This window comes from Arthrobacter sp. H-02-3, from assembly GCF_003097355.1.
GTDB lineage: Bacteria > Actinomycetota > Actinomycetes > Actinomycetales > Micrococcaceae > Arthrobacter > Arthrobacter humicola.
In genome coordinates this window covers 21,774-35,039 of record NZ_PYUI01000009.1, presented here as the reverse complement: position 1 = coordinate 35,039, position 13,266 = coordinate 21,774, and the positions used below count along the sequence as shown (strand labels likewise).

The 13,266-nt window shown below is 67.6% G+C and carries 11 protein-coding genes; 1 reads left to right on the top strand and 10 read right to left on the bottom strand.

Features of this window, described 5'->3' with window-relative positions; all coding sequences use genetic code 11:
- Positions 1–29: 29 nt before the first annotated feature.
- From C9424_RS10615 to mtrA, 6 genes are all read right to left on the bottom strand, one after another.
- Positions 30–1,265, bottom strand: coding sequence for a winged helix-turn-helix domain-containing protein (locus C9424_RS10615; protein WP_116766819.1), 1,236 nt, complete (start codon positions 1,263–1,265; stop codon positions 30–32).
- A gap of 32 nt (positions 1,266–1,297) precedes the next feature.
- Positions 1,298–2,023: a ribosome hibernation-promoting factor, HPF/YfiA family gene (hpf, locus tag C9424_RS10610; RefSeq protein WP_116766818.1), complete on the bottom strand. Its 726-nt coding sequence runs from the start codon at positions 2,021–2,023 to the stop codon at positions 1,298–1,300.
- A gap of 171 nt (positions 2,024–2,194) precedes the next feature.
- Positions 2,195–3,049, bottom strand: a complete 855-nt coding sequence (locus tag C9424_RS10605) for a ComF family protein (protein WP_237563400.1) — start codon at positions 3,047–3,049, stop codon at positions 2,195–2,197.
- A 287-nt stretch (positions 3,050–3,336) separates the two neighbouring features.
- Positions 3,337–5,061 (bottom strand): LpqB family beta-propeller domain-containing protein, encoded by a 1,725-nt coding sequence (locus C9424_RS10600; protein ID WP_116766816.1) that lies wholly within the window; start codon positions 5,059–5,061, stop codon positions 3,337–3,339.
- Complete coding sequence (mtrB, locus tag C9424_RS10595; RefSeq protein ID WP_442862028.1) at positions 5,058–7,220, bottom strand: MtrAB system histidine kinase MtrB; 2,163 nt, start codon at positions 7,218–7,220, stop codon at positions 5,058–5,060. The genes C9424_RS10600 and mtrB overlap by 4 nt, the downstream gene beginning before the upstream one ends.
- The gene (gene mtrA / locus C9424_RS10590; protein ID WP_091249189.1) at positions 7,195–7,869 is read right to left on the bottom strand and encodes an MtrAB system response regulator MtrA; all 675 of its coding nucleotides are present in this window, start codon (positions 7,867–7,869) and stop codon (positions 7,195–7,197) included. Before mtrA ends, mtrB begins: the two co-directional genes overlap by 26 nt.
- Before the next feature lie 181 nt (positions 7,870–8,050).
- Between mtrA and C9424_RS10585 the strand changes: the two genes are divergently transcribed.
- Entirely contained in the window at positions 8,051–8,758 is a 708-nt protein-coding gene (locus tag C9424_RS10585; protein WP_116766815.1) for a DUF4166 domain-containing protein, read from the top strand.
- A 39-nt stretch (positions 8,759–8,797) separates the two neighbouring features.
- Here C9424_RS10585 and C9424_RS10580 read toward each other — a convergent pair whose 3' ends face one another.
- The 4 genes from C9424_RS10580 to C9424_RS10565 all read right to left on the bottom strand — a co-directional run bounded on the left by C9424_RS10580 (position 8,798) and on the right by C9424_RS10565 (position 13,264).
- The gene (locus tag C9424_RS10580; protein WP_116766814.1) at positions 8,798–9,841 is read right to left on the bottom strand and encodes a hypothetical protein; all 1,044 of its coding nucleotides are present in this window, start codon (positions 9,839–9,841) and stop codon (positions 8,798–8,800) included.
- A gap of 2 nt (positions 9,842–9,843) precedes the next feature.
- Positions 9,844–10,263: a chorismate mutase gene (locus C9424_RS10575; protein ID WP_116766813.1), complete on the bottom strand. Its 420-nt coding sequence runs from the start codon at positions 10,261–10,263 to the stop codon at positions 9,844–9,846.
- Positions 10,264–10,547: 284 nt separating this feature from the next.
- Complete coding sequence (locus C9424_RS10570; protein WP_116766812.1) at positions 10,548–12,248, bottom strand: ABC transporter ATP-binding protein; 1,701 nt, start codon at positions 12,246–12,248, stop codon at positions 10,548–10,550.
- Positions 12,245–13,264, bottom strand: coding sequence for an ABC transporter permease (locus tag C9424_RS10565; protein WP_116766811.1), 1,020 nt, complete (start codon positions 13,262–13,264; stop codon positions 12,245–12,247). The genes C9424_RS10570 and C9424_RS10565 overlap by 4 nt, the downstream gene beginning before the upstream one ends.
- Positions 13,265–13,266 lie beyond the last annotated feature (2 nt).

Below are 13,266 nucleotides of genomic sequence, written 5' to 3'. Positions count from 1 at the left end.
GACGCAGCGCCGGTGGCGCCTGTTCCCTCTCAGCGGATACTGCTGTCTACCGGTTCAGCCACGGCTTCGGCGAGCGCCGGCGCAAGGTCCCCGGTTGGCGAGACAACCACCCCGCCCAGTCCAAGCCACTCTGCCATGAGCTTCAGTTCCGCGGCGAGTTCGACTGCGGTGTCCTCCGGAGCGGCTGGTTCGGCGTGGGCGGTCCGCACCAGAAGCAGGCCCCCGGCCCGGTCGGCTTTCAGGTCCACCCGCGCGACGATCGCGTCGCGCAGCAGGAAGGGCAGGACGTAGTAGCCGTACCGCCTCTTCGGTTCAGGGGTGTAGATCTCTATCCTGTAGTGGAAGCCGAAGAGCTCCTGAAGCCGCCGGCGTTCGAAGACGAGGGAGTCGAACGGGCTCACCAGCGCGCGGCCGGTGGCTGACCGCGGCAGTTTCGCCTCTACATGGCGGTACAAGGGTCGGTCCCAGCCGGCCACGGTGACCGGCTGCAGCCGGCCAGTGTCCACGAGGTTCCGGACGGCCATGGCGGCTGCTTTCTGGGGCGTCCGGAAATAGTCCGCGAAGCACCGCACGGTCCCGATGCCGTGGGCCCGGGCCGCGGCGTCGATCAGCCGGTCCATCGCGGCGGCAGCATCCGGTGCTTGCGCCGCGGCCTCACCGCCCGGTCCGGGCAGCACCCTGGCGGTGAGGGTGTAGCGCCGTTCGAACGATTCGGTCCGCGAGGCCGCGGAGACCAGGCCTTCCTCAAACAGATGTTCCAGGACCCTTTTGACGGCATTCCAGTTCCAGCCCCATTGGTCCCGCTGCCGGTCCTCCACGTGGCCCAGCCGGGCGGTCAGTTCGGCGGCGGTCAGGGGTTGCCCGGCCGCCAGGGTTTCCAGCACCCGCGCCGCCACGCCGTTGCGCAGTTCGGGGTCCATGGCGTGGGCGCCCACCCATGTGCGGTTCTGCCACTGCACGAGATCGTGGAAGTGGTCCGGCCGGATGAAGCAGGCTTCGTGCGCCCAGTACTCCATCATCCGGCGCGGGTGGGTCCCCGCCATGCGCTGCAGGATGGCGCGGTCGTAGTTGCCCAGCCGGGAGAAGAACGGCAGGAAATGGCTGCGGGACACCACGTTGACGGAATCGATCTGGACCAGGTGCAGCCGGGCAAAGGTACGGCCCACCGCCCGTGCTGTCACGGGTCCGGCGGGCCGTTCCTTGTCCAATCCCTGGGCTGCCAATGCGATCCGCCGTGCCTGTGCCAGGCTCAGCGATGCTTGCACGTCAGTCCCTTCGTTGGATGGTCTGCACCAGCTTATGCGGTGGCGGGCTCATCCTCTGAACGGTAGGCGAGGATCTTCTCTTCCAGATTTGAGTGTCCGGGCTCGCAGGTCTGGTCCAGGGAGATGACCCCGTAGGTCCAGCCGTCACGCCGGTATACGACCGACGGCGCCTTGGTCTCCTTGTCCACGAAAAGGTAGAAGTCGTGCCCCACAAGTTCCATGTTGTCCACGGCGTCATCGAGCGTGAGCTGGGCTGCGGGGAACACCTTCCGGCGGATCAGGACGGGCGAATCGCCGGCCGGGATGTCGTTCTCGACCTCATAGGGCGACTTCTCTGCAGCCGGGACAGGGGCCGCCTGCTGATTTGCCGCCTCAACGTAGAGGGGCTCGTTGGGGCTTGCGGGCTCCAGCGTTGCCGTGGCCTCAGTAACGGACTTTGGGGTGTGCCGGCCGTGATGGACCTTTCTACGGTCCCTGGCCCTGCGCAGGCGTTCAAGAAGCTTGTTGTAAGCGAGATCGAAGGCAGCGAACTTGTCGGCGGCACTCGCTTCAGCGCGGATTACGGGGCCGCGTCCCAAGACTGTCAACTCAACCGTGAGCGATTCTGCGGTCTGGCGGGCCTTGGTCTCCTTGGTGACCTTCGCGTCAACCCTCTGGACCTTGTCTCCCAACGAGGCGATCTTTGAGATCTTCTCGTCGGCATATTCGCGGAACCGGTCTGAGACCGTCAAGTTGCGTCCGCTGATCATGAACTCCATGGTGCCCTCCAAATGACTTCGGTGACACGACGGCGGTACTTCCCGGGGGCCGATCTGACTGACAGTCGAGCCCCTTTCCGAGCCGCTATCGACAGGTACATCTGTTCTTGGTACCCATCTTCGACGTTAGTTCATAGCAACCTGTTATTCATCCTTTTCCGGTTTATTTTTTTACTTCACGCCGGTCGCACCCGCCACGGCGGGGCCGGAGGCATCACCGTCGGCGGTGGCCGGCGGGCGTGTCGCGGCCAGCACAACGGCACCGCCTACAAAGGCCCCTGCTGCCCGCAGCGCACGGGCTGCCTCGGCCACAGTGGCGCCGGTGGTCAGCACGTCATCAACGATGATGCACGTCCGTCCCAGGACTGCCGGAGACCACGGGGCCGCCCTGGCCCGCATGGTTCCCCGCACGCGCCGGGAGCGGGCCCCCCGGCCCAGTCCCTTCTGTCCGCCGGCCCGCCTCAACCCGTTCATTACGGTCTGTGGTGGAAGTTCCGGGGTTCCCCGGCCCGGCGCGGGCCTCGCGGTTTTCCGCAGTGCGGCCACGACGGTGAACCCGGGGATTTCATCGCCCCGAACGAGCCGGCGGAGCAGGAGGTGGACGGGGCTGAACCCCCTCTTGCGGAAGGCGGCGCCGCTGGTCGGTACGGGGACCAGGACGAGTCCCTCCGCCGGCCCTGCCGCGGAGTGCAGGGCCCGTGCGAGGCCCCGCGCCAGCTCGCCTGCCAGCCGCGCCTGGCCGTGGCTCTTGAAGGACAGGAGGCATTGCGCGAGCTCGGCCCGGTACGCCCCGGCCGCCACCACGGGCAGCAGCACAGAGCCGTCCGTGTCGATCAGGGCCGGCGCCTGGGCCTCGGCCCGGAACGGCCTGAGTGTCAGCAGGCGCACCTGCCGGGCGCAGGCGCCGCAAAGTGCAGAGTCTTCCGCGCCGCAGCAGACGCACTCCACCGGGATGGCGAGGGCGAGCACCTCTGCCGCAGCCGCCGCGGTCCGGTCGGACAGCCGCGCCAGCGGCCGCGCGTACACGCCGCGGTGCCTTGCCGGTGTCGGTGCAGCCGGGGCCAGGTCCGGATCCGCGACCGGTCGCCGCCCAGGATCGGGCCCCGCGCGTCGGGGACTGCGGCGGGCCGGCACGTCACGGTGTTCCCCGCCATTTCTGCCCCCGACATTTCCGCCACCGACATTTCCGCCACCGACATTTCCGCCACCATGGGGCGTGTGAGTGATCATTCTCCGATCGTGGACCGGAGACTCGCACGCCAGTAGCACCGCGGGAGGCTATGTGGACAACCCCGGCGGTCTCACATCCGTGGTCAGCCCGGGAAAGACGGGTCGATGGGGCCCTTGAGCTGCGGCGACCAGCCGTTGCCCAGCCTCTGGAAGATCCCTTCCGCGGACTGGCCATAGATCTCAGATGGCCCGTTTCCTGCGCTGAGGGCAGTCAGCCCGGGCCACGACGCCAGCTGCTGCGGCTGGGTGGAGGTCAGGGACAACAACTCGGGAGTGACGGCGTCGCTGGCGGAGGCCTTCATGACCGCGACTGTGGTGTCATCCACCCACACGCCCTGGTCCGGATCCCGGGGCGTCAGAAGCGTCAGGGGTACGGTCAGATCCCTTGGGGTGCCGTCCGTGTTCCGGATGATCCCGGTGATCTGAACCAGGCTTTTGCCGTTCTGCTGGGAAATGACCAGTGCACGCGTGCCGTCCCGGGATATCCGGAACTCCTTGACGGTCCGGCCGGCAAGCCATCCCGGGGTCAGGGTCACGGTGGGTACGTTTCCGCTCTCCGCCACACCGACCGGCCGGAAGGCAACCACTTCGGTGGCGCCGGCAGCGCCCGGCCCGGCGGTCCAGACCCAGTCGTACCGGCCGAACGAAGGCCGGGAGAGGGTGGCCCGCGTGGTCAGGGCCCTGGCCGGCTGGCCGGGAACGATCGAGTACAGCGTTGTGCGGTCGGCGTTGAGGAACGCAGCAGCCTGTGACTCGGCGGATTCCGCCGGCGCCCGCGGCGACAGGGCCGCGACGGACCGGATATCCGGCAGGGGTGAAAGCCGGTTGTTCTCGTACCGGACCAGGTCGTTGTTGCTGACGGCGATCTGATAGCCGGGGACGCTTTCGTCGCGGACCGGAGGCAGGACCGTTCCGTTGTCCTCGACGCGCACCAGATCCTGGTTAGCCCGGAGCTCGACGTTGATGACATCCGGCTGGCTGCGGAACGTCAGGGCCAGCTGCGTTTGCATCCGCAGCCGGTCCTCGTTGGAGGCGTCGACGAGGTCCTTGGCCGTGAGATCCACCTGGGCGGCGCCGGAGACCACGGGCACAGACTCCCGCGCCAGCTTGATGCCCGACGGGAAGGCGCTGACGACGGCGCCCTTGAGGTAGGGGGCCGGGCCGCCGAGCAGTGCGCTCGTCATGGCCTTGACGGTTTTCTTGCGGATGAACCACCGGACATCGGGCACGGCGTAGGTGAAGGTGGGGTCGTAGAAATAGATCGGGTAGGCGCCGTAGATGACTTTGAAGGTCTCTTCCGGAATCGCTGTGCCGTCCGGGAGATCCGAGATCCGCCACTCGCCGTCCACCTGGGTCAGCGTGACGGGTATGTTCTCTGTGGTGCCCTCGGGAAGTTGTGTCGCCACGCCGTCGGCATCCACCGAATAGGCGAGGTCGAGCTGGTAGTTGAAGACGTTTTCGACGCCGGTGGCCACCACCGAGGCCTTCCGGAAAACAAGAGCCCGCTGGTCCGGCTTCCATGTCACCGATGACGCCTGGGTGAGGTACTGCCGGGCGACGGCGTAATCGTCTTCATAGCCGCTTCCGGCCAGGTAGAAGTCCTCAATGACCGCCTCGGGCCCGGCGCCCGGACGCGGCGCTGCCGGGAAGAACACGGGGGCATTGGGGTTTCCGGCGCTCTCATCCTTGCTCTTGCCCACCGGGCCGGAGCGCGGAATCTGGGCGCACGAGGTCAACAGCAGCAGGACGACGGCCAGCAGCGCCGCCCCTACCCTGGTGAATTTGCCGGAAATGGAAACACTGCTCATGCCCTGCCTTCCGTTCCACGGCCCCGGAGGCCGGCCGCGCCGCCGCCCGGGCTCGCCCCGCCGACGCCGGTAGCGCCGTCGCCAGCCACACCGTCCGCCATGAAGTCGTCGGCGCCGGTCCCGCCGTCGGGTTTGCCCTGTGTTCCTGCCGGTGTATCTGCTGCCGGTACCGCGGCGGCCGGCGGCCGGTCCAGGAGCAGCACTGTTCGCTGGCTGCCGGGCCCCGGGAGCCCGACGTTGACCGGTTCCAGCTGGAGCGGAGACCGGGTGATCGGCTCGTCGCGGCGCAGGGGAAGGGTCAGCCGGAAGTTTGACCCGTTGCCCTTGCTCCCCCACGCCTGCAGCCAGCCGTCGTGGAGCTTGGTGTCTTCGGCGGCGATCGACAGTCCCAGCCCGCTGCCTCCGGTAGTGCGGGCGCGGGCAGGGTCGGCGCGCCAGAAGCGGTCGAAGACGCGGGCGGCCTCGGCCGGTGTCATGCCGATTCCGTGGTCGCGCACGGCGACGGCCACCGCGGTGTCGTTGGCGGCCACGGAGATGTTCACCGGGCGGCCCTCGCCGTGTTCAAGGGCGTTCAGGACCAGGTTGCGCAGGATGCGGTCGATCCTGCGGTCGTCCATGTCGACGATGATGCTACCGGCCGGTGCGTTGAGGGTGACGGCGGACCCGTATTCGGCGGCGACGGGCGCCACTCCCTCGATGACGTGGGCGACGAGCTGGACGATGTCCGTGGGTTCGGCGTCGAGAGTGGCGGCGCCCGCATCAAAGCGGGAGATTTCCAGCAGGTCCGCCAGGAGCGACTGGAACCGTTCCACCTGGTTATAGAGCAGTTCAGCGGAGCGTTTGTTGATGGGGTCGAAGTCCTCGCGGGCGTCGTAGAGCACCTCCGCGGCCATGCGGACCGTGGTGAGCGGGGTGCGGAGCTCGTGCGACACGTCGGAGACGAACCGCTGCTGCATTTGCGAGAGCGTGGCCAGCTGGGTGATCTGCTCCTGGAGGCTTGCCGCCATGTGGTTGAACGAGGCCCCGAGCCGGGCGACCTCGTCCTCGCCCTTGACCACCATGCGCTCCTGCAGCTGCCCGGCCGCGAGCTTTTCGGAGACGACGGCGGCGTGGCTGACCGGGCTGACCACGTTTCGGGTGACGTACCAGGCGACGCCGCCGATCATGAGGACCAAAAGGGCACCGCCGGCCAGCAGCACGTTCTGGATCTCGTCCAGCGTCTTCTGCGCCGTGTTGAGGTCATAGATGAGGTAGAGCTCGTAGACGGTGCCGTTGAAGGTCACCTTGTTGCCGACCGCGATGCCGGGCCGGTCCTCGGTCCCCACGGGGAACTGGGTTGACGCCCAGTACTGGTCCTTGCCCGAGTCCTGCACGGCCTTGCGCAGCTCCGGGGGGATGACGGCGATGGTGAGCTGGTCTGAGGCCCGGGATTCGACCCAGCGGTTGCGCGGCTTGGTCTGCTCCGGCATCGCTTCGAAGACATAGCGCCGCTGAATCACGGACCCGCGGCCTTCGACGGCGTTCAGGGTGTCATAGACCAGGGTGATGACGCTGGACTGGTCGGTGACCTGGGCGCCGTCGAACGTGTCCTGGACCTGCTTGACGTTGTAGCGGGTCTCCGACTCGGCCTGCGCAAGCCGTTCCTGGAAAAGGTTATTGGCGATCTGGTTGGACAGGTAGGCGCCCACGACGGCGAACGAGCCGATGGCCAGCAGGAGCGTGGTCAGGACGGTCCGGAACTGCAGCGAACGCCGCCATTTCCGCTGTACTGCGCGGAGCAGGTAACGGATGCCGGGCAGGAGGCTGCCGGCCCCGGTGCGGACCAAGCGCGCGACCCGAACCCCAACGATCCTCGCGCGTTTGGCCCATAGCCAGGTCCGGAAGGCGAGCCCGCGCCACGGTCCCCGACTGCCGGGGCCGGCAGACGGCGATTCCGGCTCCTGGGATTCCGGCTCGCCGGATTCAGATACGCCGGATCCAGGCACGGCAGATTTCGGCACGCCCGGTGCGGCCTCATGGGATGCGGACGATACAGCGGGCGCTTCGCCTCGCGTCATGTCCGGAGTCATGTCCGGAGTCGTGTCGTGCCCGGATTCCGGCCCGGCGGCCTGTGCGACGCTGCGGTCCGCAGGCTCAGGAACCTGCTTTATAGCCGACACCACGGACCGTCAATACAACTTCGGGGGCCTCGGGGTCGCGTTCGATCTTGGACCTCAGCCGTTGGACATGGACATTGACCAGCCTGGTGTCGGCGGCGTGCCGGTAACCCCAGACCTGCTCAAGGAGAAGTTCACGGGTGAACACCTGCCACGGCTTGCGGGCCAGGGCGACGAGTAGGTCGAATTCCAGCGGCGTCAGGGAAATCCGGTCGTTGCCGCGGCTGACCAGGTGGCCGGCGACGTCGATCGTGACGTCTGCGATGCGCAGGGTTTCCGGGGCCTTCTGGTCCCCCGGACGGAGCCGTGCCCGGACCCGGGCCACGAGCTCGGCGGGCTTGAACGGCTTGGGCACGTAGTCATCGGCACCGGACTCGAGGCCGCGGACGACGTCCGAGGTATCCGCTTTGGCAGTGAGCATCACGATCGGCACGTCAGATTCGGCGCGGACCTGGCGGCAGACCTCAATGCCGTCCATCCCGGGCAGCATGAGGTCGAGCAGGACGAGGTCCGGCTTGGAGGAGCGGAACACGTCCAGCGCCTGTCCACCGTCGGCGCAAAAGACGGGTTCAAAGCCGTCATTGCGCAGCACAATACCGATCATCTCGGCGAGCGCCTCGTCATCATCCACTACCAGAATGCGTGCCTTCATAGTTATATATTCCCCCATTGAATTCTCTTTGTCGTATCGGACGGCCTTCCGGCATGGCGCAGGCGGGCGTGCCGCGGCCGCCGGGACCATGCTGGTACGCCGGACGTTGTGACAATTGCCGCGTTGTCCTGCATGCTGTGGACAGGCCCAGTGAACCGGCCCCGGACCGCAGGAGGAACCCGTGAACACCCCCATTTATGAGCGCGCCCTGGGCAGTGACTTTGCCCGACTGCAGCCGGAACTCCAAGCGTACTTCTCCCTGGCGCCGGGATCCGGCCACTACGGCGTCGGCGAGGGGGTGTTCGACGTCGTCGGCTGCCGCCAGGCGTGGCTGCGCCCCCTCCTGCGGCTCACCGCCGGCGAGCAGGCCTTCTTCCCCGACTACGGCGAGGGCGTTCGTTTCCGGATCGAGAACCACGCCCACCTGGACCCGTTCGGCAGGTCAAGCCTGACCGCCCGGCGGGAGATCTTCTTCCCGGGAACCACCCGGCTGTTCCACGACACCACGAGCTTTGACGACTCCCGGGCCAGGCCGGGACTCGTGGACTATGTGGGCCGGTTCCGGCGGCTCGTCACCGACCTCAACCTCAGCGTCACGCCGGAAGGCAGGCTCCGCGGCGTGTCCGAGGCGTCCCGCCTGTTCCTGGGACCCCTGCGGATTCCGCTGCCGGCCGCCCTCGACGCCAAGGCCTATGCCGAACAGTGGTGGGAGCCTCAGGACGGCGGCCGGCACCGCATCCAGGTCAAGGTGATCCAGCCCCAGCTCGGCCTGGTGCTGGTGTACGCCGGCCATTTCGACTACCGGCTCGAGCCCTACCCCGCCGGTGGCACGGCGCCGGGCTACCTGCCCGGGTATGCCCGCCCGGACGGCTGGGAGAGCAGGGTCTGACCCGGCAGTTCCGCCAGTCCCAATAGTCCCGGAAGGCTGCTAGCCGTGGGCGAGCTGGTTGAGCCCGTCAGCCACCTGGGTCAGCCGGGTCAGGACCTCGGTCGCCGCGGCGGGCGAGTGCCGTGCCAGCCCGTCCGACGGCGTGACCCTGAGCGCGCCCAACGTGGATGCGGGAAGACCCAGCTGCCGCCAGGGCCGCCACACGTTTTCCACGACGTCGCGGACCTTGGGCAGCGCCGCGGCGGGGTCTGCCACGTCCAGCGCCCCGGCCCAGAGCCGTTTTCCGGCCTCCACGGCGCCGGCGAGCTGTTCCCACTGGCGCGAGGTCAGTGCCCGGAGCGGGACGGCGATTCCGTCCGCGCCCGCCGCCAGGATCCGCTCAAACGGCGCCTCGACCTCCGAGACGGCCACCACGGTTTCGACGGCGCCCGCGGCGCGGAGAGCGTCGATGACCAGCTGCCAGGACTCGGTGACTTCCCGGCCCGGCACAGAGCGCAGCGTCCGGTACCCGCTGGAGGTGGGAATGGTGCCGGCCAGCACGGAGGCGATGTCCGGCTCGTCGATCTGGACCACGATCCGGGCACCCGGGGCGGCCGCGGCCACGCGCTTGAGGTAGCCTTCCACGCCGGCTGCGAGCGATTCCGCAATCTCCCGCCGGGCGCCGTAGTCAATCAGTGCCCGCTCCCCGTTGTGGAGGTGGAGGCCGGCGGCCAGGCTGAGCGGCCCGCGCAGTTGGATTTTGATATCGTCCGAGGGCGCTTCCTCGGCCCCGATTACGTCCGCGAGGACGTTAATGTCGGTGGACAACGCCGACTTCGCCCGCTGCAGGTCCTTGCCAGGACGGTCAACGAGCCGCCACCCGTGTGGCTGGACGTCGACGGCGAGTTCCACAAGCAGGGATGCGGTGCGGCCCAGGGCATCGGAGCCGACGCCGCGGTCGGGAAGCTCGGCCAGGAACGGCAGGTGAGGGCTGCCCAGTTCACCGCGGATGATGCGGGCGGCCTCGGCCGGGTCCTCGCCGGGCCACGGACCCAGGCCCGTCGCGGTGACTTGGCCGGGGGCGGGCAACGCTGCTGCGGCCATGGCTATGCGTTTGCGGTACGGTCGGCGTCCGCCGGGCCGGCGGCCTGGGCGGCTGCTTGGTGGTCCTCGGCAATGGCCTCGTGGTGGCGGATGACCTCGCCGATGATGAAGTTCAGGAACTTCTCCGCGAAGGCCGGGTCCAGATGGGCCTCGGCGGCGAGGTGCCGCAACCGGGCGATCTGCGCCGCTTCACGGCCGGGGTCCCCGGCGGGAAGTTTGTGCGCGGCCTTGAGGAAGCCGACCTTCTGGGTGGCCTTGAAGCGCTCGGCGAGGAGGAAAACGAGGGTGGCATCGATGTTGTCGATGCTGGAGCGGATCGACAACAGCTCCGCCATCACCGCAGGATCCACCGAACCGGCTAGGGAACTTGCCGCCGGGTCGTAGGAATCGGTGTCAGGAAGATTGAGGTTCTGCTCGGTCATTGACCCAGTCTAGGGGCACGGCGGCTAATGCTTTCTGCTGTTAAGCACCGTTGCAGGCGCGGGCCGCAGGCAAATAGGGAGGCAAACGGGCAGGCAAAGAACCGCGCACAAGCCGAACACAATGTCATGCACAAAATAGGGCACAAAGCCGGACACAAAATGGACATGCCCACCGTTCGTGGCGAACGGCGGGCATGTTCATTGGCGGTGTCCCCTGCGGGCGGAGAACCGGACCGGCCGGCACCGGTCCGGCCGGCACCGGTCCGGCAGGCAGGCTTCCGCAGTTAGCTGTGCAGCACAGCCCGGAAGGCCTCGCGTCGCCTGGCCTGTTCGTCCGGATCCGGAACGGGCAGCGAGGCGATGAGCTTCTTCGTGTAGTCGTGCTGCGGGTTGCCCATGACCTGGTTGCCGAGGCCCTGCTCCACCATCTTGCCCTTGTAGAGCACGCCGACCCAGTGGGAGAGCATGTCCACGACGGCAAGGTCGTGGCTGATGAACAGGCACGCGAAGCCGAATTGCTGCTGGATCTCCTTGAACAGTTCCAGTACAACGGCCTGCACGGAGACGTCCAGGGCCGAGGTCGGCTCATCGGCGATGAGCAGCTTCGGGTTCAGGATGAGCGCCCGTGCCAGGGAGGCGCGCTGGCGCTGCCCGCCGGAGAGTTCATGCGGGAACCGGTCAGCGTACGACGCCGGCAGCTGCACGGATTCGAGCAGCTCACCCACCCGCTTGCGCGCCTCGGCCGGACTCGGGTTGGAGTGGATGATCAGCGGTTCCGCCACGCAGTCGCCGATAGTCAGCTGCGGGTTGAAGGAGGCGGCCGGGTCCTGGAACACGAAGCCGATCTCCTTGCGGAGCGGTTTGAAGGTGCGCTCCTTGAAGTTCAGCATTTCGTAGCCCAGCACCTTGAGGCTGCCGCCGGTGGTCCGGTTGAGGCCGGCGATCGCGCGGCCGATCGTGGTCTTGCCGGAGCCCGACTCCCCCACGAGGCCGAAGACTTCGCCTTCGGACACGGTGAAGGTGACGCCGTCGACGGCCTTGAAGGCAGGGCTGCCCAGCCGCCCCGGATACTCGATGGTCAGGTCTTTGGCCTCGACCAGCACTTTGCCGCCCTGGTGGGCGCGTTCCGTCATGCCTTCGGACGCCGAATTGCGGCCCAGGTGCGGGACGGCTGCCAGGAGCTTCTTGGTGTAGTCCTCCTTGGGCTGGGCGAACAGGACCCGCGAGGAAGCCTCCTCCACGACGTCGCCCTGGTACATGACGACCACGCGGTCGGCGAGGTCGGCGACAACGCCCATGTTGTGGGTGATCAGCACGATGGACGTGCCGTACTTGTCGCGCAGGTCCCGCAGCAGTTCCAGGATTTCCGCCTGGACGGTGACGTCCAGGGCGGTCGTCGGCTCGTCGGCCACAATAAGGCCAGGGTTCAGGGCCAGTGCGGCGGCAATCACGACGCGTTGCTTCTGGCCGCCCGAGAACTGGTGCGGGTAGTAGTTGACCCGTGTCTCCGGGTCCGGGATGCCCACCTTTCGGAGGGCTTCGACGGCCCGCGCCTTGGCCTCCTTGGCTGAGATCTTGTGGCCGCTGGTGTCGGCGTGCGCCCGGATGCCTTCGGCAATCTGCCAGCCGACGGTGTAGACCGGGTTGAGTGCCGTGGATGGTTCCTGGAACACCATGGCGACGTCGCGGCCGCGGATCTGCCGCAGCTTGGCCGCGCTGACGGTGATGACGTTGTTGCCGTTGATCAGCACAGCGCCCTGGCTGGTTGCCGTTTCCGGCAGGAGCCCCAGGATGGTCTTGGCAGTCACGGTCTTGCCGGATCCCGATTCGCCAACGATGGCGAGGACCTCGCCGGGGTTGACCTCAAGGCTGACGTCCTTGACGGCGAAGACGTCGCCGCTGTCGGTTGCGAACGTGACCTTGAGGTGGTCGATGTCCAGGACGGGGCCGGAGCCTGTGCCCGGCCGGTCGATGTTGGTGGTCATGGCATTCTCGCTTCTGCTTCAAGGGCGGCCTGCGCGCCGGCGGTGGAGCCGGGGCCCCCGGCAGGAACCTTGCTTCCGGCTTTCTTGCGGCCCCTGAGCCGTGGATCGTTGAGATCGTTCATGCTCTCACCGACGAGGGTCAGACCGAGAACGGTCAGCACGATCGCCGTACCGGGGTAGACACCGGTCCACCAGATGCCCGACGAGGCGTCAGCTATGGCCTTGTTGAGGTCGTAGCCCCACTCGGCGGCGGAGGACGGTTCGATGCCGAACCCCAGGAAGCCGAGCCCCGCCAGGGTCAGGATCGCCTCGGAGGCATTCAGCGTGAAGATCAGCGGCAGCGTGCGGGTCGCGTTCTTGAAGATGTGGCGGCCCATGATGCGGACGCTGGATGCACCCACCACCTTGGCTGATTCGACGTACGGCTCTGCCTTCAGCCGGATGGTCTCGGCACGGATGACGCGGAAGTACTGCGGGACGAACACCACCGAGATGGAGATGGAGCAGGCAAGGATGCCGCCCCAGAAACTGGACTGGCCGTGGTTGATGACGATTGACATCACGATGGCCAGCAGGAGCGAAGGGAAAGCGTAGATCGCGTCCGCGATCACAACGAGCGTCCGGTCCAGCCAGCCGCCGAAGTAGCCGCTGAGCAGGCCAAGCGCGACGCCGAGGAAGATCGACATCACGACGGCGACGATGATCACGACGAACGCCGTCTGGGCGCCCCAGATCACGCGGGAGAAGACGTCGTAGCCGCTCACCGTAGTGCCCCAAATGTGGGCAGGACTGGGGGGCTGCTGTGCGGGGAAGGTCCCGGACGCGTCGCTGAGCTGGGCAAAGCCGTAGGGGGCGATGATCGGCGCCAGCGCCGCCGTTAGCAGGAAGAGGACAGCCAGCACCAGGCCGGTGACGAGCATGCCGCGTTGCAGCCCGACGCTCGTGCGGAAATGCGAGATGACCGGCAGGCGGTAAAGGAGGGGCTGCTTGCGCCCGCTTACTGTGGTTGCGTTCATGG